Annotated in this window: 21 protein-coding genes and 1 pseudogene; 9 read left to right on the plus strand and 13 right to left on the minus strand. The window is 69.1% G+C overall.

The window, feature by feature from the left end; genetic code table 11:
• Positions 1-49: 49 nt before the first annotated feature.
• Genes CFB35_RS13535 through mdlC form a run of 3 tightly spaced genes read right to left on the minus strand, consistent with a single transcriptional unit; the run spans position 50 to position 4,097 of the window.
• The gene (locus CFB35_RS13535) at positions 50-994 is read right to left on the minus strand and encodes a ketopantoate reductase family protein (protein ID WP_060012036.1); all 945 of its coding nucleotides are present in this window, start codon (positions 992-994) and stop codon (positions 50-52) included.
• Positions 995-1,008: 14 nt separating this feature from the next.
• Positions 1,009-2,460: an aldehyde dehydrogenase gene (locus CFB35_RS13540; protein WP_089465095.1), complete on the minus strand. Its 1,452-nt coding sequence runs from the start codon at positions 2,458-2,460 to the stop codon at positions 1,009-1,011.
• Positions 2,461-2,489: 29 nt separating this feature from the next.
• The gene (mdlC, locus tag CFB35_RS13545; protein WP_089465096.1) at positions 2,490-4,097 is read right to left on the minus strand and encodes a benzoylformate decarboxylase; all 1,608 of its coding nucleotides are present in this window, start codon (positions 4,095-4,097) and stop codon (positions 2,490-2,492) included.
• Positions 4,098-4,196: 99 nt separating this feature from the next.
• On the opposite strand from mdlC, the gene CFB35_RS13550 reads away from it, so the two are divergent.
• The 4 genes from CFB35_RS13550 (at position 4,197) to CFB35_RS13565 (ending at position 9,342) form a co-directional block, all read left to right on the plus strand.
• Complete coding sequence (locus tag CFB35_RS13550; RefSeq protein WP_059578464.1) at positions 4,197-5,108, plus strand: LysR family transcriptional regulator; 912 nt, start codon at positions 4,197-4,199, stop codon at positions 5,106-5,108.
• 175 nt (positions 5,109-5,283) lie between these two features.
• Positions 5,284-6,678, plus strand: coding sequence for a D-arabinitol 4-dehydrogenase (gene dalD / locus CFB35_RS13555; protein ID WP_060966723.1), 1,395 nt, complete (start codon positions 5,284-5,286; stop codon positions 6,676-6,678).
• Positions 6,679-6,783: 105 nt separating this feature from the next.
• Positions 6,784-8,265, plus strand: coding sequence for a xylulokinase (xylB, locus tag CFB35_RS13560; protein WP_089465098.1), 1,482 nt, complete (start codon positions 6,784-6,786; stop codon positions 8,263-8,265).
• Positions 8,266-8,328: 63 nt separating this feature from the next.
• Positions 8,329-9,342, plus strand: coding sequence for a sugar-binding transcriptional regulator (locus CFB35_RS13565; RefSeq protein ID WP_089465099.1), 1,014 nt, complete (start codon positions 8,329-8,331; stop codon positions 9,340-9,342).
• 28 nt (positions 9,343-9,370) lie between these two features.
• Here CFB35_RS13565 and CFB35_RS13570 read toward each other — a convergent pair.
• Positions 9,371-9,658 (minus strand): annotated as a pseudogene (locus CFB35_RS13570) (MFS transporter); the annotation flags it as partial.
• 142 nt (positions 9,659-9,800) lie between these two features.
• Positions 9,801-10,622 (minus strand): IclR family transcriptional regulator C-terminal domain-containing protein, encoded by an 822-nt coding sequence (locus tag CFB35_RS13575; protein WP_089465100.1) that lies wholly within the window; start codon positions 10,620-10,622, stop codon positions 9,801-9,803.
• A gap of 105 nt (positions 10,623-10,727) precedes the next feature.
• Between CFB35_RS13575 and CFB35_RS13580 the strand changes: the two genes are divergently transcribed.
• From CFB35_RS13580 to CFB35_RS13590, 3 genes are all read left to right on the plus strand, one after another.
• Positions 10,728-11,687, plus strand: a complete 960-nt coding sequence (locus tag CFB35_RS13580) for an NAD(P)-dependent oxidoreductase (RefSeq protein WP_059578479.1) — start codon at positions 10,728-10,730, stop codon at positions 11,685-11,687.
• A gap of 65 nt (positions 11,688-11,752) precedes the next feature.
• On the plus strand, positions 11,753-13,036 hold the full coding sequence (locus tag CFB35_RS13585) for an MFS transporter (protein WP_059578481.1): 1,284 nt from the start codon (positions 11,753-11,755) through the stop codon (positions 13,034-13,036).
• A gap of 49 nt (positions 13,037-13,085) precedes the next feature.
• Positions 13,086-14,402 carry a D-amino acid dehydrogenase gene (locus CFB35_RS13590; RefSeq protein WP_338084707.1) on the plus strand — a complete coding sequence of 439 codons (1,317 nt, stop codon included), beginning with the start codon at positions 13,086-13,088 and terminating at the stop codon, positions 14,400-14,402.
• A 47-nt stretch (positions 14,403-14,449) separates the two neighbouring features.
• Here the strand turns inward: CFB35_RS13590 and CFB35_RS13595 are convergent, their stop codons facing one another.
• From CFB35_RS13595 to CFB35_RS13630, 8 genes are all read right to left on the minus strand, one after another.
• Positions 14,450-15,559, minus strand: coding sequence for an ABC transporter ATP-binding protein (locus tag CFB35_RS13595; protein WP_089465288.1), 1,110 nt, complete (start codon positions 15,557-15,559; stop codon positions 14,450-14,452).
• Between the two features lie 60 nt (positions 15,560-15,619).
• A complete protein-coding gene (locus CFB35_RS13600) occupies positions 15,620-16,297 on the minus strand; it encodes an HAD family phosphatase (protein ID WP_059578794.1) in 678 nt (225 codons plus the stop codon).
• A gap of 32 nt (positions 16,298-16,329) precedes the next feature.
• The gene (locus CFB35_RS13605; RefSeq protein WP_059578484.1) at positions 16,330-17,181 is read right to left on the minus strand and encodes a carbohydrate ABC transporter permease; all 852 of its coding nucleotides are present in this window, start codon (positions 17,179-17,181) and stop codon (positions 16,330-16,332) included.
• On the minus strand, positions 17,178-18,131 hold the full coding sequence (locus CFB35_RS13610; RefSeq protein WP_006496497.1) for a carbohydrate ABC transporter permease: 954 nt from the start codon (positions 18,129-18,131) through the stop codon (positions 17,178-17,180). Before CFB35_RS13610 ends, CFB35_RS13605 begins: the two co-directional genes overlap by 4 nt.
• A 114-nt stretch (positions 18,132-18,245) precedes the next feature.
• Positions 18,246-19,571 (minus strand): sugar ABC transporter substrate-binding protein, encoded by a 1,326-nt coding sequence (locus tag CFB35_RS13615; protein ID WP_059578487.1) that lies wholly within the window; start codon positions 19,569-19,571, stop codon positions 18,246-18,248.
• 72 nt (positions 19,572-19,643) lie between these two features.
• Positions 19,644-21,008 (minus strand): D-tagatose-bisphosphate aldolase, class II, non-catalytic subunit, encoded by a 1,365-nt coding sequence (locus tag CFB35_RS13620; RefSeq protein ID WP_089465101.1) that lies wholly within the window; start codon positions 21,006-21,008, stop codon positions 19,644-19,646.
• Positions 20,996-21,952, minus strand: coding sequence for a sugar kinase (locus CFB35_RS13625; RefSeq protein WP_059578492.1), 957 nt, complete (start codon positions 21,950-21,952; stop codon positions 20,996-20,998). The genes CFB35_RS13620 and CFB35_RS13625 overlap by 13 nt, the downstream gene beginning before the upstream one ends.
• 97 nt (positions 21,953-22,049) lie before the next feature.
• Positions 22,050-22,826: an L-iditol 2-dehydrogenase gene (locus CFB35_RS13630; protein ID WP_048988957.1), complete on the minus strand. Its 777-nt coding sequence runs from the start codon at positions 22,824-22,826 to the stop codon at positions 22,050-22,052.
• Between the two features lie 328 nt (positions 22,827-23,154).
• On the opposite strand from CFB35_RS13630, the gene CFB35_RS13635 reads away from it, so the two are divergent.
• Positions 23,155-23,616, plus strand: coding sequence for a Fur family transcriptional regulator (locus tag CFB35_RS13635; protein WP_011546084.1), 462 nt, complete (start codon positions 23,155-23,157; stop codon positions 23,614-23,616).
• 46 nt (positions 23,617-23,662) lie between these two features.
• On the plus strand, positions 23,663-24,574 hold the full coding sequence (locus CFB35_RS13640) for a metal ABC transporter solute-binding protein (protein WP_059578497.1): 912 nt from the start codon (positions 23,663-23,665) through the stop codon (positions 24,572-24,574).
• The last annotated feature ends 12 nt before the right edge of the window (positions 24,575-24,586 follow it).

A 24,586-nucleotide genomic window follows, 5' to 3' on the forward strand; every position in this document is an offset into this window, starting at 1 on the left:
TGCGGCATCCGTATCGTCACGCGGCGCCAGCCGGCCGCCGGCCTGTTACTCAGTTCGCCCGTGCGTCGATCAACCGGACCAGCGCGAGCAGCGTCTCCGCATGCGGCACCGCGACGCCCGTTTCGCGCGCGGCCGCGACGACCTTGCCGCTGATCGCGTCGATTTCGGTGCGGCGGCCCGCGAGCACGTCCTGCAGCATCGACGGGCGATGGCCGCGATGGTCGCGGATCGCATGCTCGACGTTGCGCGCGATGCGCGCGCCGTCGACCGCGATGCCCTTCGCGCGCGCGACGGCGGCGGTCTCGGCCGCGATCGCGAGCGCGAGCCGCGGCCCGTCGTGATGATGGCCGAGCTGGTCGACGGTGCAGCCCGTCGCCGCGCACACCGTGTTGAGCGCCGCGTTGAACGCGACCTTCTCCCAGATCGCGGCCCACACGTCGGCGTCGAGCGTGCAGGCGAGCCCCGCGCGCGACAGCGCGTCGGCCACGGCCGCCGCGAACGGGCGCGCCGCGCCGTCGGCCGTCATCATGCGGACCGTGCCGGCGCCGTGCGAGCGCACGTGCGCGGGCCCGGCCGCATCGGCCGGCCACGTCGTCACGCCGACCAGGATGCGCTCGATCGGCACGAACGCATTCACCGTCTCGACGTTGCCGAGCCCGTTCTGCAGCGTCAGCACGAACGTGTCCGGCGTCAGCAGCGCGCGCACGCCGTCGAGCGCCGCCCGCGTGTGCAGCGATTTCGTGAAAACGATCAGCAGGTCGAACGGCGTGTCGGGCGCGGCGGCCGCGTCCGCATTCGCGGCTTCCGGCCGCATGGCGTGCAGCGTGCGAATGCGCCGTTCGCCGCGGTCGTCGTCGATGCGCAGCCCGTCGCGGCGGATCGCTTCGAGATGCGCGTCGTTCACGTCGATCAGCGTGACGGCTTCGCCGCTTTCGGCGAGCCGCCCGCCGAACAGCGAGCCCATCGCGCCCGCGCCCAGAATCGCAATTTTCATCGTCGGCGGCCTCGTCAGAACGGATAGTGGCGCGGCGCCGTCTGCACCGTGATCCAGCGCAGGTCCGTGAACGCGGCGATGCCGGCCTTGCCGCCGAAGTGGCCGAAGCCGCTGTCCTTCACGCCGCCGAACGGCATCTGCGCCTCGTCGTGCACGGTCGGGCCGTTCACGTGACAGATGCCCGATTCGATGCGTGCCGCGACGCGCAGCGCCCGCGCGACGTCGCGGCTGAACACGGCCGACGCCAGCCCGAACGCGTTGTCGTTCGCGCAGCGGATCGCGGCCTCCTCGCCGTCGACGCGTACGATGCCCTTCACCGGGCCGAACGACTCTTCCGCGTAGATGCGCATCGCCGGCGTCACGTGGTCGAGCAGCGTCGCGGGAAACAGCGTGCCGTCGGCCTTGCCGCCGCACACGAGCGTCGCGCCGTGCGCGAGCGCGTCGTCGATCAGCGCGTTGCAGCGCTCGACGGCCTTCATGTCGATCAGCGACCCGAGCACGACGGGCCCGTTGCGCGGGTCGCCGAGCGGCAGCGACGCGGCCTTGTCGGCGAGCTTCGCGACGAATGCATCGGCGATCGATGCGTCGACGACGATGCGCTCGGTCGACATGCAGATCTGGCCGGAATTCGCGAATGCGCCGAATGCGGCCGCGGCGACCGCCGCGTCGAGATCGGCATCGTCCAGCACGACGAACGGCGCCTTGCCGCCCAGCTCCAGCACCGACGGTTTCAGGTGGCGCGCGCACGCTTCGGCGACGATCCGGCCGACCCGCGTCGAGCCCGTGAAATTCACGCGGCGCACGGCCGGGTGCGCGATCAGTGCGTCGACGACGGCGCCCGCATCGTCGGGCGCGTTCGTCACGAAGTTGACGACGCCCGGCGGCAGCCCGGCCTCCTGCATCGCCTCGACGACCAGCCCGTGCGTGACGGGGCACAGCTCCGAGCCTTTCAGCACGATCGTGTTGCCGCACGCGAGCGGCAGCGCGAGCGCGCGCGTCGCGAGAATCACCGGCGCATTCCACGGCGCGATGCCGAGCACGACGCCGGCCGGCTGCCGCACGCCCATCGCGAGCGAGCCCGGCACGTCGGACGGAATCAGCTCGCCGCCGACCTGCGTGGTCAGCGACGCGGCCTCGACGAGCCCGCTCGCCGCGAGCTGCACGTTGAAGCCGGCCCACAGCGCGGACGCGCCCGTCTCGGCCGCCATCGCGGCGACGAACTGCTCGTGCTTCGCTTCGAGCGCGGCGGCCGCCTTCAGCAGCCATGCGCGCCGCGCGCCGGGGCCGAGCGCGGCCCAGCCGGGCAACGCGCGGGCGGCCGCGTCGGCCGCCGCGCGCGCATCGTCGGCGGTGGCCGCGGGCGCGGCCGACGCGATTTCGCCGTCGAGCGGGTTGCGGCGCACGAAGGTCGCGCCGCTGGACGAGTGCCGGCGTTCGCCGCCGATCAGCATCGCTACGGTTTGCATGGAATCTCCGGAAAGACGCGCGCGGCGCATCAGGCAATCTCGACTTCGACGACGACCGGCGTCGCCGCACGCAGCGCGTCGGCCAGCGTATCGCGCAGGAGCGCTGCATCGGCCACGCGTACGCCGCGGCAGCCCATCCCTTGCGCGAGCGCGACGAAATCCAGGTCGGGCAGATCGGTGCCCTGCACGGGGTCGCCGGGGCCGAAGCCGAACACGGGCGCGAAATCCTGCAGCGCCGCATACCGCCGGTTGTTCAGGATCACGAACGTGATCGGCAGCTTCAGCTGCGCGGCGCTCCACAGCGCCTGGATCGAATACAGGCTCGAGCCGTCGCCGATCAGCCCGATCACGCGCCGGCCCGGCCGCGCGAGCGCGACACCGACGGCGGCCGGCATCCCGTAGCCGAGCCCGCCGCTGTCCATCGTGTAGAACGTGCCGCTGCGCGTGAACGGCAGATGTTCCTGCATCACCGGCCGCGCGCTCGGCGCCTCCTCGACGACGATGTCCTGTGCGTCGCGCACGTCCGCGAGCGTCTGCAGCGCGAACGCGACCGACATGCGCGCGCCGGCGGCAGGCGCGTCGACGCGGACACGCGGCGCGCGCGGCGCGGGCATCGGCCGCTCGGGCGGCGCGGGCCGCGCCAGCAGATCGCGCGCGGCGAGCCGCAGGTTGCCGACGACCGCATCGCCCGACGGCGTCCACGCGGCGACGCCCGGATCGTCGACGAGCTGCACGAGCGTCGCGCCCGGCGGCACGTGCGGGCCGGAGCCTTCGATGTGATAGGTGAACGCGGGCGCGCCGAACGCGAACACGAGATCGTGCCCGTCGAGCCGCGCGACGATCTTCTCGCGGATCGCGGGCAGGAAGCCGGCGAACAGCGGATGGTCCTCCGGAAAGCTGCAGCGCCCCGACATCGGCGCGACGTACACGCGCGCACGGTGCCGCTCGGCAAGGCGCACGGCGTCATCCCAAGCCCCTGCGCGATCGACGGCCGCGCCGACCACGAACGCCGGGCGCCGCGCGGCGTCGAGCGCGTCGCCGAGCCGCGCGAGCGCGTCGGGATCGGGCCGCACGATGCTGCTGACGTCACGGCGCGGCAGCCGTTCGGCCGGCTGGTCCCAGTCGTCGACGGGAATCGACACGAACACGGGGCCGCGCGGCTCCTGCATCGCGATCCGGTACGCACGCGCGATCGCGGCCGGCACGTCTTGCGCGCGCGCAGGCTCGATGCTCCATTTGACGTACGGCTTCGGCAGCTCGGCGGCCTGCGTCGCGCCGAGGAACGGCTCGAACGGCAGAATCGCGCGCGCCTGCTGGCCCGCGGTGACGATCAGCGGCGTGCGGTTCCTGAACGCGGTGAAGAGATTGCCCATCGCGTTGCCGACGCCCGCCGCCGAATGCAGGTTCACGACGGCCGCATGGCCGGTGGCCTGCGCATGGCCGTCCGCCATGCCGACCACGACGGCCTCCTGCAGGCCGAGCACGTAGCGGAAATCGTCGGGAAAATCGCGGAACATCGGCAGCTCGGTCGAGCCGGGGTTGCCGAACACGCGGTCGATGCCGAACTGGCGAAACAGATCGATGACGGCGTCGCGGACGGTAATCGGCGCGGCGGATTGGGACGGGTTGCCGGACATGCTCGGGCGTCTCCTCGATGGCTTGGCGGTTTCCACAGTATCGAAGCGCAGGCCATTCACGGATACTGTATTTTTTGCCAAAAGCCATTACGTCCCGGCATGACTTTCGATCTCCGACAATTGCACGCGTTCACGACCATCGTCGCGTGCGGCAGCCTGGGCCGCGCCGCCGACGCGCTGCATGTCACGCAGCCGGCGCTGAGCCGGATCCTGAAGCGGCTCGAGGCGCAGGTCGGCGCGCCGCTGTTCGAGCGCCATTCGAAGGGCGTTCAGCTCACCGCGTTCGGCGAAGCGTTGCTGCCGCACGCGACGCTGCTGCAGCACGAGGCCGAGCATGCGCGCGAGGAACTCGACGCGATGCGCGGGTTCGCGAAGGGAACGATCAAGGTCGGCACGGTGGGCAGCATCGCGAGCCTCGTGCTGCCGGTCGCGGTCGGCCGTGTGCTCGACCGCTGGCCGAACCTGCGCGTCGAAATCATCGAAGGCGTGTGGGACCGGCTCGCGCAAGGGCTGGTCAAGCACGAGATCGACCTCGCGCTGTCCGCGCACGGGCCCGACACCGACGAGATCGTCGCGATTCCCGAATGCCGCTGGGAAGATCGCAGCCATATCGTTGCCGCGCCGCACCATCCGCTGCGCGCGCTCGGCCGGCCGCCGACGCTCGCCGATACGCTGCACGCGCGCTGGGCGATTCCGCCGCGCGGCACCGCGCCGTTCGACCACATGCGCGCGACCTTCGACGCGCACGGGCTGCCGTTGCCCGACATCGCGGTCGAGACGCGTTCGGTCATCACGCTGAAAAGCCTGGTCGCGCATGCGGGATTCCTCAGCTGGATGGCCGAGCCGATGGTCGGCGCCGAACGGCGCGCAGGCACGATCGACACGCTGCCGGTGCGCGAGGTCGTCGCGGTGCGCACGCTCACCGCATTCCGGCGCCGCCACGGGATCCTGCCGGGGCCGGCCGGCAAGCTCCTCGACGAACTCGTCGCACTCACGCGCGAAGGGCGCTGACGCCTTTTTCCGCCGGCCCCGCCGCGCCCGCCCTGCCCCGCACGCCGCCGCAGCGCACCATCGAAATGCCGTTTCCGCGCCTTGACTTTCGTTCGCCCGAATACGATCATTCGCTCACACAAAGAGCAAAAGATCGTATTCGACGAAACAGACAGGCAGGAACAGGAGACACCGGATGAGCGAATCGCCCGCCGCCCACGCGCCCGTGCTGCTGCACATCGGCGCGGGCTCGTTTCACCGCGCGCATCAGGCGTGGTATCTGCATCGCGTGAACGCGGCCGTGCCGGCCGACGAACGGTGGTCGCTGACCGTCGGCAACATCCGCGACGACATGCGCGCGACGATGGACGCGCTGGCCGCCCAGCACGGCGCTTACACGCTCGAAACCGTCACGCCGCAAGGCGAACGCGCGTACGAGACGATTCGCGCGATCACCCGCGTGCTGCCATGGTCGATCGACCTCGCCGCGCTGATCGACGCCGGCGCCGATCCGGCCTGCCGGATCGTGTCGTTCACCGTCACCGAAGGCGGCTACTACCTCGACGAACACAACCGGCTCGACGTCGCGAACGCCGATCTCGCTGCCGACCTGCAGGGCGCGCGCACGACGCTGTACGGTGCGCTCGCGGCGCTGCTCGCCGAACGCGTCAAACGCGGCGCGGGCCCGCTCACGCTGCAAAGCTGCGACAACCTGCGCAACAACGGCGCGCGCTTTCGCGCGGGCATGCGCGAATTCCTCGAACGGCGCGGCGAAGGCGGGCTGCTCGCATGGTTCGATGCGAACGTCGCGACGCCCAGCGCGATGGTCGACCGCATCACGCCGCGCCCGACCGACGACGTGCGCGAGCGCGTGCGTGCGGCCACCGGCATCGACGACGCGTGCCCGGTGATGGGCGAATCGTTCATCCAGTGGGTGATCGAGGACCGCTTCGCGGCCGGCCGGCCGCGCTGGGAGCTGGCCGGCGCCGAACTCGTCGACGACGTGCATCCGTACGAGGAAGCGAAGATCCGCATCCTCAACGCGACGCACAGCTGCATCGCGTGGGCCGGCACGCTCGCGGGCTACACCTACATCCACGAAGGCACGCACGACGCGGCGATCCGCCGCTTCGCGCACGACTACGTGACGCAGGACGTGATCCCGTGCCTGACGCCGAGCCCGCTCGATCTCGCGCGCTACCGCGACGTCGTGCTCGAGCGCTTCGGCAATCCGTACGTGCTCGACACGAACCAGCGCGTCGCGGCCGACGGCTTCTCGAAGATCCCCGGCTTCATCGCGCCGACGCTCGTCGAATCGTTCGCGCGCGGCGCCGCGCCGGTCGCCACGGCCGTGCTGCCCGCGCTGTTCCTGCGCTTTCTCGAACGCTGGGCGCGCGGCACGCTGCCGTATGCGTACCAGGACGGCGTGATGGACGACGGCGCCGCACGCGCGATCGTCGAAGCCGACGACCCCGTCGTCGCGCTGTGCGCGAGCCGCGCCTTGTGGGGCTCGCTCGCCGGCAACGCCGCGCTGCTCGACGCGTTGCGCGCCGGGCTCGCGCGCGTCGATGCCTGGCTCGCGGCGCGCTGACGACCCGCGCGCCGATGCCCGGCCGCGCGGCCGGGCGAACCCGCTTGGCACAGGCCGTGCGGCCCGGCTAAAGTAGCGGCTCCTCACCGACCGAACGGATCGCTCATGTATCTCGGCATCGACCTCGGCACCTCGGAAGTGAAGGTGCTGCTGCTGGCCCCGGACGGCACGGTGGTCGGCACCGCGGGCTCGCCGTTCACCGTATCGCGCCCGCACCCGCGCTGGGCGGAACAGCATCCGGACGACTGGTGGCAAGGCACGCTCGCCGCGCTCGCGGCGCTGCGCGAACGGCATCCCCAGGCGTTCGCGCAGGTGCGCGGCATCGGCCTGTCGGGCCAGATGCACGGCGCCGTGCTGCTCGGCCGCGACGACCGCGTGCTGCGCCCCGCGATCCTGTGGAACGACATGCGCAGCGCCGACGAATGCGCGCTGCTCACCGAACGCGCGCCCGATCTCCACGCGCTGGCCGGCAACCTCGCGATGCCCGGCTTCACCGCGCCGAAGCTGCTGTGGGTCGCGAAGCACGAACCCGACGTGTTCGCGGCGACCGCGTGCGTGCTGATGCCGAAGGACTACCTGCGGTTCCGGCTGACGGGCGCGAAAGTGTCCGACCCGTCGGACGCGGCCGGCACGCTGTGGCTCGACGTCGCACGCCGCGACTGGTCCGATGCGCTGCTCGCCGCGTGCGGGATGACGCGCGAACAGATGCCGCGCATCGTCGAAGGCAACGCGCCGTCCGGCACGCTGCGCGCGGACGTCGCGCGCGAGCTCGGGCTGTCCGAGGCCGTGCTGGTCGCGGGCGGCGGCGGCGACAACGCGACGAGCGCGCTCGGCATCGGCGCGATCCACGCGGGCGACGGCTTCGTGTCGCTCGGCACGTCGGGCGTGCTCAGCGTGGTCGGCGACCGCTTCATGCCGAATCCCGCGTCGGCCGTGCATGCGTTCTGCCATGCGATTCCCGATCGCTGGCAACTGATGAGCGTCGTGCTGTCGGCCGCGAGCTGCCTGCGCTGGGTGTGCAAGCTGACCGGCACCGACGAACCCGCGCTGCTCGCCGAAGTCGAGGCGCTCGACCCCGACGCGCTCGCGGCGGCCCCGCTGTTCCTGCCCTACCTGTCCGGCGAACGCACGCCGCACAACGATCCGTACGCGCAGGGCGTGTTCTTCGGGATGACGCACGCGACCGAGCGCGCGCATCTCGGCTACGCGGTGCTCGAAGGCGTGACGCTCGGCCTCGCCGACGGCCTCGACGCGCTGCACGCGGCCGGCGTCGAAACCGACCAGTTGTCGCTGATCGGCGGCGGCGCGCGCAGCGCGTTCTGGGCGCAACTGATCGCGGACGCGCTGAACGTGCGCACGCGCCAGATCGGCGGCGGCGAAACGGGCGCGGCGCTCGGCGCGGCACGGCTCGGCTGGCTGGCCGCCGGCGGCGATCCGCATACGGTGCTGACCAAGCCGCCGGTGCGCGCCGAATACGCACCGGACGCCGCCCGCCATGCGCGGCTGCGCGAACGCGTCGATGCGTTCCGTACGCTGTACCGCCACGTGCGGCCGCTGTACGAGCCGTCGCGCGCACGGCTCGCGTAGGCGCCGCGCTCGCGCGGGCCGCCGCTGGCCGCGCGCGCGACATGCGTTACAGTGGATGCCGTCATGCGGCCCGCCGGCCGGCCCGCGGGGCGGCCCCCCGATCCGAACCGAATCGCTATCGTGTCCAAGTCCTCAGAAAAACTCGATCTCGCCACGCGCGCCGCGTGGCTCTATTACGTCGCGGGCGACACGCAGAACGAAATCGCCGAAAAGCTGCAGGTGTCGCGCCCCGTCGCGCAGCGCCTCGTCGCGTTCGCGGTCGAGAAGAACCTGATCCGCGTACGCGTCGACCATCGGCTCGCCGATTGTCTCGACCTCGGCGCGCAACTGTCGAAACGCTACGGCCTCGCGATGTGCGAAGTCGTGCCCGTCGACGCCGATGCGCCCGACGCGATCGACCGCAAGCTCGCGGTCGCCGGCGCGCAGGTGATGGAGCGCTACCTGAGCGAAACGCGGCCGATGGTGATCGCGGTCAGCAGCGGCCGGACGCTGAAGGCCGCGGTCGCGCAGATCGCGCAGATCGATCGCCCGCAGCACCGGCTCGTGTCGATGGTCGGCGCGATCGCGGCCGACGGTTCGTCGAACCGCTACGACGTCGCGCAGTACATCTCCGAGAAAACCGGCAGCAAGCATTTCCTGCTGCCCGCGCCGCTGTTCGCCGACAGCGATGCCGAGCGCGCGCAGTGGTGCAATCACCGGCTGTACCGGATCGTCGAGGCGCTGTCCGGCGAGGCCGACGTCGCGTTCGTCGGGATCGGCAACATCGGCCCGCACTGCCCGCTCTACGAGGACGGCTTCATCACCGAACAGGAGCGCGACGAGATGACCGCGCTCGGCGCGGTGGCCGAGCTGCTCGGCGTGCCGATCGACGCGCAGGGCACGCGAATCACCGTGTCGACGAGCGCGCGCGTGACGAGCGTCGCGCTCGCCACGCCGCCGAAGCGGCCGACGATCGCGTTCGCCGGCGGCCCGAGGAAACACGACGCGGTGATCGCCGCGCTGCGCGGCGGCTGGCTGTCGGGCCTCGTCACCGACGAAGCGTGCGCGCGCGCCGCGCTCGCCGCGAAGGCGGCCTGACGCCGCCGTCGCCATCGCACACGCCGGCTCAAGCCGCGCGCGGCGCCGGAAACGCATGGCGGCGGGCACGCCACGCGCCGACCCACGCCAGCGCCAGCAGCGCGACGAGCACCCATGGAATCGCGCCGGCGCCCGTCGCGCCCAGCAGCATCGCGCCCGCGATGCCGCCGCCGGCAACCGCGAGATTCCACACCATCACGAGCATCGACTGCGCGACGTCGGCCGATTCGCCCGCGGCGTTCGCGGCGGCCGTCTGGAACAGCGTCGGCGCGCCGCCGAACGCGAGCCCCCACGGCACGACGCCTGCATAGACGATCGTCATTCCGGAACGACGCCGAAGCTGCGCGCGTTCGTCGACTACATGGCCGAGCACCTGCGCCTCTGCGCGGCGCGCGAAGCGAAGGCAGTCGGACTACCGACGAACGCGGGATTCCGAACGCTCACGCGCGGCATCCTCTTCACGCACGATCAGGCGCCCAGCCCGCTCGTCGAATTTTCTCGCCGAGCGCGTCGGCCGCGTCCCGCAACGGCGCCAGGTAGTTGTGCACTATCTGTTCTTCGGTCGCGATCGCGGGAATCCATACGACGCAAATGCAAGCCACCGCGTGGTCGCCGCGCAGGACCGGCACCGCGAGCGCGCCGAAACGCTCGGGCGAATCCACGCTGGCATGCGCCGCACTTCTGGTGGCATAACCCTGATGGCGGACCATCGCGATCATGCGCCTCAGTTCGTCGGGATGTAGCCCCGCGCGATCGGCCTCGACGCGAGAGCGGGCAAGCGCGGCGAGAATGTCCTTGCGATCGTCCTCGGAACAGAACGACAGGTAGCAACGCCCCAGCGAGGATCGGAGCATCGACGGCCGCGAGCCGAGCACGCTGAAGTTCGCGCTCATGCCGTTGCCGGCGTAGGGCCCGTCGACGCTGAGCATGGCCGCGCCGTCGCGTATCCCCAGATCCGTCGGCCACGGTATCCGACGCTGCAGCGTGACGCGGATGTCGGCCGAGAGCCCGGAAAGACGCGCGTGCGACGCAGTCGACGACGAAGGTACCGACGCGCCCGGCACCAACGAATAACGGCCCGTTCGTGCATGATGCCGAATCCAGCCCGCCTCACCGAGCGTCTTCAGCACGCGGGCCAACGTCGCTTTGGGAAGCACGGTCTGCATCTGGAGTTCCGAAAACGTGCCGGCGCAAGCTCGATCGATTGCCCGAAGCACTTCGAGCCCGCGCTTCAACGAGGCGATCGACTTGACGCCTGACGCAGATTCCAGCCGTGACATATCGAATATTGGACCGCAGGTTCACCTGGTGAAACTATACCTGACGGACATCCGGCGCATTTCGCACACTCCCTCCTGTTCGCCCGGCACGGGCAAGGAGGCAAGATGACGACGTTGATTACCGGGGCCGGCTTGATTGGCCGAATGACGGCGCGCCGATTGCGCGCGCACGGCGAGCGCGTTCTGCTGGCGGACATCCGGCAGCCCCTTCCTGATGACCTGGGCGACCTGCCGCTGGTGCAACTGGACGTGACTGACTGGCAAAGCCTGAGCAATCTGATCCGCGCGCATCGGGTGCATTCGATCGCACACACGGCGGCAATGCTCACGCCCGCTGTCCGTCGAGATCCATTGACGGGTGTCCGGGTGAATGTGATGGGAACGACGAACGTTCTCGAAGCTGCCCGGCAATTCGAACTTCGAAGAGTGGTCATCGCCAGTTCGACAACCGTCATGTACTCCGCCTTCGGATCATTGCCCGGCACGCCGCTTCCGGAGGATTTCTCGTACCGGATCGTCAGCGAACGCCCCGCGAGCATCTACGCCTGCACCAAGGTCGCCAACGAGCATCTGGCACTTGCCTATGCGCAGCAGTACGCGGTGGATGCCGTCGTGCTGCGTTACGGCGCCGTGCTGGGAACGGGCTCGGAGGCCGCGTCCAGCGTTCCCGGCCAGATGCTCGACTGCCTGTTGCGCGCGGTGCGAAGCGGCGAGCCCGCCCGATTCGAGGATGACAAGCTGCTGTGGGGCGGTCGGGAAGAGTTCATCGACGTGCGCGACTGTGCAACCGCCACTGTCGCGGCGTTACACGCGAAACAGCCTGCACAGCGGGTCTACAACGTCGCTACCGGCGAGTGGTTTACGTTCGCCGAGTTCGTCGAAGCCGTGCGACGCCGCTTCGGCACGTTGCAGGTCGCCGATGTCCGCCTTCCTTCCGGCGGCCTGTCGGGATTCCCGTTCCAGCGACCGGCGCCGTCGGACGTCGAAGCTGCGTGGAGGGAGCTGGCGTTTCGTGCCCGCTACTCGCTTGACGACACCCTCGCGAATATCGTCGGCATCGTCTGAAGACGCTCGGCCGCCCGCGCTGCGCGGCATGCTTCCCAATATCGAAGAGCCCCAGGAGCAGAGGCATGAAATCCAGATCGTTACGCTGGTTCGGCATCCTCACCTTGTTCATCGTCGCCGCGATCTCATACATCGATCGCATCAACATCTCCGTCCTGGTGATGGATCATGCGTTCCTGGACCATCTGGGGATCGAGGCCGGCGATCGGATCCGGCAGGGTTCGTTCGCGACCGTGTTTCTCGTCGGCTACGGCTTGTCGTCGATTCTTCTCACGCCATTCTGCTCGGCGGCGCTCGGGGTGCGCCGGAGTCTCGTCTACGGCCTGGCATGCTGGGGAACCCTCACGTTGGCGACGACGGTGGTGCACGGATACGGGCTGATCCTGACGTCCCGGCTCTTGCTCGGCCTGTCCGAAGGGCCGCTGTATTCGCTCGCCGCGGCCTACATCAAGGCGCATTTCGCCAATCACGAAAGCGGCAAGCCGAACGCGTTCGTCAACATGGGCACGGGAATCGGTTTGGCAATCGGCTATCCGCTGGTGAGCTACCTCGTCGCGAGCTTCGACTGGCAGACGTCGTTCCTTGCGATCGGCCTGCTCAACCTTGCGCTGGGCATTCCGCTCGTCATCGCCTTCGTCCGCATGCCGGGCGATGAGCCGTCCGGCGCCTCCTCGAGCCCTTCGCATCCCGCCCTCGCGGTGAGACAGGTCGTCGCCGGCGCGCTGCAAACGCGCCATCTTGCCCTGATCACCATACTGACCTCGGCCGCATTGGCCTATCTTTGGGGCAGCAGCAACTGGTTGCCGGCGTATCTCAGCTTATCCCGCGGTTTCTCGCTGCGTGAAATGGGCTGGCTGGCGTCGCTTCCCCAGTACGCGATGGTGCTCGGCGTCCTGACCGGCGGCGTCGTGCTCGACAAGCTGCAACCGAGACAGGTGTCCGGCATGTTCATGGCCGGCAGCCTGTGCGTCGCGCTGTCCGTGTGGCTCACCATCCGGACCGCCGATCGCTACTGGGCCGTAGCCGGAATGGTCGCCGCCAATTTCTTCTGGGGTCTCCAGGCGCCCGCCATTCCAGGCACCGTGCAGGACAATACGCGCGCCGAATACACCGCCAGCGCCTTCGGCGTGGTGAACGGCATCGGAAGCCTCATCGCAGGCCTCATGCCGCTGGCGATGGGCGGCTTCATGCGGTCGATGTCGACCGGCTCGGGTGGGACAGCCTCGGGCTTCCACGCGGGGTTCGCGCTGCTGATCGGCACGCAGGCGATCGTATTCGCATGCGGCATGGCGCTATGGGGCCGCTCCCGCATCTCGGTCGATCCTGTCACGGCGAAGCCGACATCCTGACCGCGAATCCATCCGGCCGAAGCGATGGCAATCGTCACGGACACCATCCGTGTGTCGGTCGGCCATTATTCACAACGCGATCCACAAGGAACTGAAATTCATGCGAGTCATCATCGTCGGCGCAGGGGTGATAGGCGTCACGACAGCCTATTTTTTGCAGCAGCACGGGTGCGAGGTGCAGATTATCGATCGCGCATCAGCACCGGGCATGGCATGCAGCTATGCCAACGGTGGCTTCTATTCGGCCGGACTTGCGGCGCCCTGGTCGGCACCCGGCGCAGTCCGGATGGCGTTCGCCGCTCAATTCGACAAGTCGGCCGCCTTCAAGTGGCGCCCTGACTTCACATGGCGGCAAATCGCCTGGATGATGCAATCGCTCAAGGAATGTCGACCTCACCGGTTTACCATCAATCGGGCCCGGCTCACCAGGCTCGCCACGTATGCGCAGGCGTGCCTGCAGCGCATCGAGTCCGATCTCTCCATCGACTATCAGCGCAGCGCGGACGGAATTCTGCAGGTTTATCGGGAACCCGTGCCGCGAGCGCTGATCGACACCCAGTTGCGCTATCTGGAAACCATGGGCATTGCGGCGGACTTTCTGCCTCGCGAACAGGTCTTCACGCTGGAACCGGCGCTCGCGCACTCCACGCCGCACCTGCTTGGCGGCCTCCGGATACGCGAGGACATGTCGGGTGATTGCCACGTGTTCACCCGTAAACTGGCGGAAGTGATACAGGCTCAGGGTGGAACGTTCACATGGAATACGACCGTGGAATCGCTCCGCACCGATGGTTCCGGAACCACGGGAAAAAGGATTCGTGCACTCGTTTCGCAAGACACGGAATTCCAGGCAGACGCCTATGTCGTTGCCGCTGGAGCCGATACGCCCATGCTACTGAAGTCGCTCGTCGACATACCCGTCTATCCCATCAAAGGCTACTCGATCTCCGCGCCGATCGTGGCGAACGAATGTGCCCCGCGGCACTCTGTCTTCGATTTCGCGACCAAAACCGGCATGGCTCGTCTCGGCAACGAGATGAGGATCTCGGGCATTGCAGAAATCACAGGCTATGACCGCAGCGTGAATGCCACCCGTTGCGCGCAACTGGTCTCGGCCTTCGAGCGCGCATTCCCCGGCGCAATCGATGGTCAATGCGCCAGCCACTGGGCCGGCCTGCGACCGGCCACTCCGGACGGCGTGCCGCTCGTCGGCCGCACGGCTTGCGAAAACCTGTACGTCAACACCGGCCACGACGGGTTCGGCTGGTCGACATCCTGCGGGTCAGGAAAATTGATCGCGGACATTGTCATGGGGCGCCCTGCCGATATCGACGCCGCCGACTACGCTCTGGCCCGCTCGCATTGAAACGTCGATGCGAGCCGTACGCGCAGTCACGGCGGCTCGCTGGACGCTCACGCCGCCTTCGCGTGCACGCTCAGCCGCCGGAACGCCTGCCCGTTTTCGTCGAACAGATGACAGTGCTCGGCCTGCGCATGCACGCGCAACGCGTCGCCGGTGCGGTACGTGTCGAGCGGCGGAATCCGCGCGATCAGCCCATCCGGCGCGACGGCCGACTCCGCATACAGATACGCGGCGTCGCCGAGCGACTCGACGGCCATCGTCCGCGCGGCGACACCCGGCGCCGCCGCATCGACCAGCAGGTGTTCGGGCCGCACACCGACGGTCACCGCCGCGCCGCGCTGCAGCCCCGCCGCGTCCACCGCGACACGCTGCGTCTCGCCGCTGTCGAAGCGCACGAGCACGCCGGCCGCATCGGCCGATTCGACCGTGCCCTTCAGGAAGTTCATCTTCGGCGAGCCGATGAAGCCCGCGACGAACTGGTTCGCCGGCGCGTGATACAGCGCGTTCGGCGTGCCGACCTGCTGCACCGCGCCGCCCGACAGCACGACGATCTTGTCGGCGAGCGTCATCGCCTCGACCTGGTCGTGCGTCACGTAGATCATCGTCGTCTTCAGCTCGTCGTGCAGCCGCGCGAATTCCAGCCGCATCTTCACGCGCAGCGCGGCGTCGAGGTTCGACAGCGGCTCGTCGAACAGGAAGACCTTCGGCTTGCGCGTGATCGCGCGGCCGATCGCGACGCGCTGCCGCTGGCCGCCCGACAGCTGCTTCGGCTTGCGGTCGAGCAGGTGGTCGATGTGGAGGATCTTCGCGGCCTGCTTCACGGCCTGGTCGATCTCGGGCTTCTTCGCGCCCGCGAGCTTCAGGCCGAACGCCATGTTGTCGTACAGCGTCATGTGCGGATACAGCGCATACGACTGGAACACCATCGCGATGCCGCGCTTCGCGCTCGGCACGTCGTTGACCTTCGCGCCGTCGATCAGCAGGTCGCCGTTCGAGATGTCCTCGAGCCCGGCGATCATCCGCATCAGCGTGGATTTGCCGCAGCCGCTCGGGCCGACGAACACGACGAATTCGCCGTCGGCGATGTCGAGGTTCACGTTGCGCAGCACTTCGGTGTCGTCGTAGCGCTTCGCGATGTTGCGCAGGAGCACGCTTGCCATGATCTGTCTCCGTTCGTTCGTGATGCGCCGCATCGAGCGGCGCGCATTCGTTCCTGATTGCTAGTTCGGCAGCACCGCGCCCGTCGCCTGCCAGCGCGCGACGTAGCCGGGCAGCTCGTGCATGTCGTCGAATACGTGACGCGCGCCGATGCCGCGCAGCGCGTCGATCTGGGCCGCCGATGCGTGCCCGCCGCCGATGAAGCCGAGCACGGTCATGCCGGCCGCGGCCGCGGCGGTGATGCCGGTCACGCTGTCCTCGACGACGAGGCATTGCGCGGGCACCGCGCCGAGCGTGCGCGCGGCCGCGAGATACACGTCCGGCGCGGGCTTCGGCCGCGCGACCGAATCCGCGCAGAACAGCCGGTCGCCGAAGAAGCGCGCGAGGCCGGTGCGCGCGAGCGCCGCCTCGACGTATGCGCGATAGCTGTTGCTCGCGCAGGCCGTCGTCAGGTCGATCGCGGCCAGCGCCGCATCGATGCCGTCGACCATCGGCGCATTCACGGCCGCGGCCTCGACCGCGCGGCGGATCGCGTCGATATCATCGTGCGTCAGCGTCCGGCCGACCGCCTCGGACGCACCAGCCAGCACGCGCTCGATGCGCAGCCCGAGCAGCGGCATCACGGCCGGCCGCGCATCGACGCCCGGCCAGCGCGCATCGAGTTCGCGCACGATCACGTCGGCGGCGACGGCCTCGCTGTCGATCAGCACGCCGTCGCAATCGCAGATCAGCACGTTCATGCCGTGACCGACCGCGCCTTTGCTTGCGCCGCTCACTTGACCGCCCCGAACGTGAGCCCGCGCACCAACTGCTTCTGAGACAGCCAGCCGACGATCAGGATCGGCGCGACCGCGAGCAGCGACGCGGCGGACAGCTTCGCCCAGAACAAGCCTTCGGGGCTCGAATACGACGCGATGAACACAGTGAGCGGCGCGGCGTTCGAGCTCGACAGGTTGATGCTCCAGAACGCCTCGTTCCACGACAGGATCACGAGCAGCAGCGCGGTGGACGCGAGCCCCGGCAGCGCCATCGGCATCAGCAGGTAGACGATCTCCTGCCACGTCGACGCGCCGTCGATGCGCCCGGCCTCCAGGATGTCCTTCGGGATCTCGTTGAAGTACGTGAAGGTCATCCACACCGCGATCGGCAGGTTGATCAGCGTGTAGACGATCACGAGCCCCGACACCGTATCGAGCAGCCCGGCGTTCTTCCACAGCAGATAGATCGGCACCAGCACGCCGACCGACGGCATCATCTTCGTCGACAGCATCCACAGCAGCACCTTCTGCGTGCGGTGGTTCGGGAAGAACGCCATCGCGTACGCGGCCGGCACCGCGAACAGCAGCGAGATCAGCGTGACGCCGGCCGAGATCAGCACCGAATTCCACGCGAACGCGAAGTAGTTGCTGCGCGCGAACACCTCGCGGAAGCTGTCGAGCGTCGGCATGAACAACAGCGACGACGCGTACGCCTGCTGCTCGGTCTTGAACGCGGTGATCGCCATCCAGAAGATCGGGAAGAACAGCAAGAGCGCGATCAGCCATGCGAGCGCGCCGGGCAGCGCGCGCCGCACGAGGTCGAACACGGCCGGCGTGCGCCGGCCTGCCAAGGTCAGGTCGCTCATTTTTCGTACTCCCCCTTCAGATTGCGCGCGAGCATCCGCACGAGGAAGAACGACACGACGTTCGCGACCACGACGGCGATGATGCCGCCCGCGGACGCGAGGCCGACGTCGAACTGCTGCAGGCCGAGCGCGTAGATCAGGTACGACAGGTTGGTCGTCGCGTCGCCGGGGCCGCCGCCCGTCGTCGTGTAGATTTCCGCGAAGATCGACAGCAGGAAGATTGTCTCCATCATCACGACCACGGCGATCGCGCGCTTCAGGTGCGGCAGCGTGATGTAGAAGAACATCGCGATCGGGCCGGCGCCGTCGATGCGCGCGGCTTCCTTCTGCTCCTGGTCGAGCGACTGGATCGCGGTGAACAGGATCAAAAACGCGAACGGCAGCCACTGCCACGCGACGATGATGATCACCGCGGTCAACGGGTAATCGGCGAACCAGTCGATCGGCGTCATCCCGAGCGCGCGCATCGCGTTCGCGACGAGCCCGTACACCGGATGCAGGATCATGTTCTTCCAGATCAGCGCGGAGACGGTCGGCATCACGAAGAACGGCGCGATCGCGAGCAGGCGCGCGACGCCCTGCCCGTAGAACTTGCGGTCGAACAGCACGGCCATCAGCACGCCGCCGACCACCGTGATCGCGAGCACCGCGCCGATCAGCACGAGCGTGTGCCAGATCGCGGGCAGGAACGACGGATCGGTCGCGAGGAAGCGATAGTTGTCGAACCCGGCGAAGCCCTTCACGTCCGGGTTCAGCAGGTTGTAGCGCGAGAACGAATACCAGATCGTCATCGCGAGCGGAATCGACATCCACAGCAGCAGCACCGCGACGGACGGCGACACGAGCCAGCTCGCGCCGCCGCGCGCACGGCGCGGCGCGCCGGGCGGCGACGACGCGTCGCCGACCGACGGCGCGTGAGCGTGACTCAGGGGAAGACGCAGGTGACGCATGATCGGAGTCCCTCCGGTTGATGCGCGGGCGCGGACGGCGTGCCCGCCTGTCAGCGTCGCCGGCCCGCGCCGTGTGCCACGGCGCACGATGCGGGCCGCGCGACGGCTTGCGCGTTACTTCTTGTAGCCGGCCTGCCGCACCGCGCGATCGGCCGCGGCCTGGCCGGCGGCGAGCGCCTGGTCGACCGACATCTGGCCCGCGACCGCACCCGCAATCGACTGGCCGACCACCGTGCCGAACGACTGGAATTCAGGAATCCCGACGTACTGCACGCCCGTGTACGGCACCTTCTTCAGCGACGGGTCGTTCGGGTCGGCCGTCTCGATCGCCTTCAGCACGAAGTCCGAGAACGGCGCGGCGGCCTTGTACTCCGCGCGCTGATACGTCGACGTACGCGTGCCCGGCGGCACCGACGCCCAGCCTTCGTCCTTGCCGACCATCTCGATGTACTGCTTCGACGTCGCCCACGCGATGAACTTGCGCGCGGCGTCCTGCTGCTTCGACGTCTTCGGCACGGCCAGCGCCCACGCCCACAGCCAGTGCGAGCCCTTCGGCGTCGCGGCGACCGGCGCGGCCGCGAAGCCGATCTTGTCGGCCACCTGCGACTGCTGCTTGTTGTAGAGCATCCCGGCCGCGACCGTCGCGTCGATCCACATCGCGCACTTGCCGGACGCGGTCAGCGTCAGGTTCTCGTTGAAGCCGTTCGAGCTCGCGCCCGGCGGGCCGTTCTTCTTCAGCAGGTTCACGTAGAAATTGATCGCCTTCTTCCATTCGGGCGACGTGAGCTGCGCGTTCCAGTTCTCGTCGAACCAGCGTCCGCCGAACGTGTTCACGACCGTCGACACGTACGCCATGTTCTCGCCCCAGCCGGCCTTGCCGCGCAGGCAGATCCCGTAGGTGCCCTTCGACTTGTCGGTCAGCTTGTCCGCGAATTCGGCGATCTGGTCGTAGGTCGGCTGGTCGGGCATCTTCAGCCCCTTCGCCGCGAACAGGTCCTTGCGGTAGAACGTCATCGAGCTTTCGACGTAGAACGGCAGCGCGTAGAGCTGGCCGTTGTACGACAGGCTGTCGCGCGCGGTCTTCACGATGTCGTTCAGGTCGTAGTCGGCGGGCAGGCCCGTGATCGGCGCGAGCCAGCCGCGCTTGCCCCACTGCGGCGTTTCATAGGTGCCGATCGCCATCACGTCGAACTGGCCGCTGCCGGTCGTGATGTCGGTCGTCGCGCGCTGGCGCAGCACGTTCTCCTCGAGGATCACCCAGTTCAGCTTGATGTCCGGGTTCGCCTTCTCGAACGCCGGCGACAGCTTCTTCAACTCGATCATGTCGGGGTTGTTCAGCGTCGCGATCGTCAGCGTGCCGGCGGACGCCGCGCACGCCGCCGTCGCGAGCGCGGCTGAGGCGAAACAGCGTGCGGCGGCGTCGAGCATCTTTCGTTGCATGGCATGTCTCCTGTGATTGTTCGAAATGTCGTCGGTCTTGCGTCGGTGTTGCGTCGTTTCCTTCGCGGCCCGTCATGCCGGCCGCTGCATCCCGCACGCGCGCGCATAGTGCGCGATCACGTCGCGTATCCGGTGGCGCACCCAAGCGCGCGGCTCCTTCGCGAGGCCGCCCGCGCGGCACGCCGCGTAGACGTCCGGCAGCCACTGCGCGACGAGCGTTTCCGGCACCGGCTGCCGCGCGAGGTTGCCGAACAGCTGTTCGACCGCGGCCGCGACGGCCGGCTGCAGCCAGTAATAGCGGATGCGGTCGCTGTAGCTGAACTGGCGCGCGAGCCGCTGCGCGGTCTCGTCGCCGCGGTAGTACGGCGCCCAGTGTTCGGGCTGCGCGCGCATCGCCGCATCGACGACGTCGCGCAACCGCGAGCGCTGCGCGACGTCGTCGATCAGCGCGTCCTCGATGAACGTCAGCGCGAACAGCGCCTCGCGCAATGCGAACGTCAGCGCGGGACCGACCTTCAGCACCGCGAAGTGGTCGCGCACGAGCGCGGCGAGCGCGTCTTCGGTCTGATAATCGGTCGAATGCGCTTCGAACACGAGGCGCGGTGTCTGCAGGATACTCGCGCCGAGCGACGCCGCCTTGGCGCTGTCGTAATCGAGCACGTGGCGGTCGTCGAAATCGACGCCCGGCTGCGCGACGATCGCGACGACGCGCGTCCATGCGTCGTCGAGCCCGGCCGCCGAGAACGCGTGGCGGTGCGCGTCGAGCGTCGCCGCGATGCTGTCGCTGCGCGTGACCGCGATCCGCGCGATCGCGTCGTCGCCGGCGTCGTTACCGGCCTCGCCGCTCACCTCGCCGCCCGGCGTCGGCACCTCGGTGCCGATCACGTAGACGGGCGCGATTCCGGCGCGCGCCGCCGCGTCTTCCGCGACGCGGCACAGCTCGGCTGCGCGCGCGGCGATCGTGCGATCGTCGAGCCGCGCCGGATCGTCCGCGCACGCCATGCTCGCGTCGAGATGGATCTTTTCGAAACCGGCTTCGACGTAGGCCGCGACCATCGCACCGGCCTCGCGCATCGCGTCGGCCGCGCGGCGGTGCCGCCACGGGTTCGGGCCGAGATGGTCGCCGCCGAGCACGAGCGCCGACGGCGCGAGCCCGCAGCGCGCGGCGATCGCATCGACGTCGCGGCGAAAATCCGCCGGCGTCATGCCCGTATAGCCGCCGAGATGGTTCACCTGGTTGCAGGTCGCCTCGATCAGCAGCGGCGAGCCGTCGGCGCGCGCGGCTTCGCACGCGGCCTCCAGCACGAGCCGGTGCGCGCTGCAGATCGAATAGATGCCGCGCTGCGCGTCCGCGCGGTTCGCGTCGAAGATCATCCGCAGCACGGTGCCTGCATGCGCGGTCTGCGTGCGCTCGGCAACGGTCGTCAGGCCGGACATGCGATACCTCGTTCGGTCAGGAAGCGGTCGATCTCGGCCGCGCTGCTGTTGCCTTCCATCGGGCCGCGCCGCGTGACCGCGATCGCGCCGGCCGCGTTCGCGCGGCGCAACGCGACGTCGATCGCCATGCCCGCGACGAGGCTCGCGACCAGCGTGCCGCCGAAGCAGTCGCCAGCGCCGGTCGGATCGACTTCGTCGACCGGATAAGCCTGCGCGTCGACGCGGCTCGCACGATCGAATGCGACGCTGCCTTGCGCACCGCGTTTGAGCACGACACGCTCGAGCAGCGGATGCGTCGCAAGCAGGCCGGCGATCGCGCGCTCGGCCGGCTGCGGCCCGCAGAAGAACGGCAGGTCGGCTTCGCTCGGCAGGAACAGGTGGCACGCGGCGAGCATCTCGTCGAGGGCCGCGCGCATCGGGCGGAAACTCAGCATTTCGGGCCGCACGTTCGGATCGAACGACACCTTGGCTCCCGCGCGCGCGGCCTCGATCACGCCGCGCTGCACGGCCGCGATCGCCGATTCGCTCGTCAGCGACGAGCCCATCACGTGGAAATAGCGGCAGCCGTCGAACATCGCGGTGTCGACGTCGGACGCATCGACGCATGCCGCGGCACTGGTCGACAGCGTGAACACGAAACTGCGCGAGCCGTCGTCGCGATACGCGACGAACGCGGTGCCGGTCGGCCGTGCGACGCGGCGAATGCGCGCGACGTCCACGCCGTCGCGGGCGAGCCGCGCGACGATCGCATCGCCGAACGCGTCTCGGCCGACGCAGCCCGCATATGCGACGCGCGCGCCGAGCCGCGCGGCCTGGTCGGCGAAGATCGCCGGCGCGCCGCTCGGGAACGGGCCGGCGAAGAGTCCCGGCACATCGAAGCCTTGGCCGCGCTCGGCGGCGACGAATTCGGCCAGCAGTTCGCCGGCGACGACGATCTCGGCCATCAGGCGAGCCCTCCTCGTTCGACGGCGGCCGCGGCGTGCGGCACTGCCGCCGCGTAGCGGGCCGGCTCGCGAACGGCGCGTGCGAGCGGCGGCATTTTCAGCTCATCCAGTTGCCGCCGTCGACGTTCAACGTCTGGGCGGTGATGTAGTCGGCGTCGGCCGACGCGAGGAACAGCGCGGCGCCCGTCAGGTCGCCCGGCACGCCCATGCGGCCGAGCGGCACGGCTTCGCCCACGAGCCGCTTCTTCTCGCCGAGCGGCCGGTTCTCGTAGCGCGCGAACAGCGCATCGACCTGTTCCCACATCGGCGTGTCGACCACGCCCGGCGCGATGCCGTTCACGTTGATCCGGTGCGGCGCGAGCGCGAGCGCGGCCGACTGCGTATAGCTGATCACCGCGGCCTTGGTCGCGCAGTAGTGCGAAACGAGCGCCTCGCCGCGACGGCCGGCCTGCGACGACATGTTGACGATCTTGCCGCCGCGCCCCTGCTCGACCATCCGTTGCGCGACCGCCTGCATCAGGAAGAACAGCCCTTTCACGTTGACCGAGAACAGCCGGTCGAACACGTCCCACGATTCGTCGAGGAGCGGGCGCATGTCGAACAGCGCCGCGTTGTTGAACAGGATGTCGACGCCGCCGAAGCGCTCGACCGCCGTCGCGACGATCCGCTCGATGTCGTCGCGGCGCGTGACGTCGGCGGTGACGGCCACCGCGCGGCCGGGGTTGGCCTCGATCAGCCGCGCGAGCGAGCCGCCCGCCGGCTTCACGTCGACGAGCACGCAGCGCGCGCCCTCGTCCAGATAGCGTTGCGCGACCGCTTCGCCGATGCCGCTTGCGGCGCCCGTCAGGATCGCGACCTTGTCTTCCAGTCTCACTGGCTGTCTCCGGTTCGTTCTGTTGCATGCCGGTCGCGAAGTGAGCGAACGCTCGGCGACCGATCAATTGCTCTGTTAGTGATCGAATGATCGGATACGCGATACGCGCTGTCAAGACGACGTGACGGCTTTCTATGACGCGCTGCGGCACGGCGGCGCGTAACGACGCCCCGCCGCGCCCGCACGGCAAGGCGCGGCGCGCACGGTGCGACGCAGTGGCATCGGCGGCGACGGGAACGGAGCGAGGACGGAAAACGGAATTCGCGCTGCACGGTGCGGCGATACGTTATATCATCGCGATACTGTGTTTCATCGCCTGCTTCACGCCATGGCTACCTCATCGTCCATTGACGCCCGGCTGTCCCGGGCCGACGCATTCGCCGCCGAGCACGGGCTCGCGTGGACGCCGCTGCGCCGCCAGGTCTACGAACGCGTGCTGGCCGCGCAGCGCCCGATCGGCGCGTACGACCTGCTCGCCGAACTCGAACCGCAACGCGGCCGCGTGCCGCCGACCACCGTCTACCGCGCGCTGGATTTCCTCGTCGAGCACGGCTTCATCCACCGGATCGAATCGAAGAACGCGTTCTTCGCGTGCTGCGAGATCGGCGTGCCGCACGAAGGCCAGTTCCTGATCTGCGATTCGTGCGGCGACACCGTCGAGATTCCCGGCGGCGACCTCGCGAAGCAGTTGTCCGCGAGCGAGCCCGCGCATGGGTTCGAAGTCCACCATCAGGTCGTCGAGCTGAGCGGCCTGTGCGGGCACTGCAAGCGCAAGCCCGCGCAGCGCTGACGCCGAATCGCGCGGCGTACGCGCCGCCCTTCCAACGAGGAGTTCCATGTCCATTGCCCTGAAGCGCGCGCCGCGGCGCGCCCTGTCGCCTGTCCGCTGGCTGGCCGCCGCCGTCGCCGCGCTGTCGTTCGCCGCGCCCGTGGTCGCGCTGGCCGCGCCCGTCAACGTCGTCGCCGCGGAGAATTTCTACGGCGACGTCGCGTCGCAGATCGGCGGCCGCCACGTCGCGGTCACCAGCATCCTCAGCAATCCGGATCAGGATCCGCACCTGTTCGAAGCGAGCCCGAAGACGGCTCGCGCGCTCCAGCACGCGCAGGTCGTGATCTACAACGGCGCCGATTACGATCCATGGATGGGCAAGCTGCTCGGCGCGTCGAAACAGGCGAAGCGCGCGACGATCGTCGTCGCCGATCTCGTCGGCAAGAAGGCCGGCGACAACCCGCACCTCTGGTACGACCCGGCGACGATGCCGGCGGCCGCACGCGCGATCGCGGCCGAGCTCGGCCGCGCCGACCCGGCGAACAAGGCCGAGTACGACGCGAACCTGCAGAAATTCGTCGCGTCGCTGAAACCCGTCGACGACAAGGTGGCCGCACTGCGCGCGAAGTACAAGGGCGTGCCCGTGACGGCCACCGAGCCCGTATTCGGCTATATGTCCGACGCGATCGGCCTCGACATGCGCAACCAGCGCTTCCAGCTCGCGACGATGAACGACACCGAGGCAAGCGCGCAGGACGTCGCCGCGTTCGAGAACGACCTGCGCAAGAAGCAGGTACGCGCGCTGATCTACAACAGCCAGGCCGAGGAACCGATGACCAGGCGCATGCTGAAGATCGCGCGCGACGGCGGCGTGCCGACCGTCAGCGTCACCGAGACGCAGCCGGCCGGCAAGACCTTCCAGCAATGGATGACCAGCCAGCTCGACGCGCTCGGCAACGCGCTTTCGGCCGGCAAGTAACCGACAACCGTC

Origin of the sequence: Burkholderia sp. AU16482, from assembly GCF_002223285.1 — a bacterium.
GTDB lineage: Bacteria > Pseudomonadota > Gammaproteobacteria > Burkholderiales > Burkholderiaceae > Burkholderia > Burkholderia semiarida.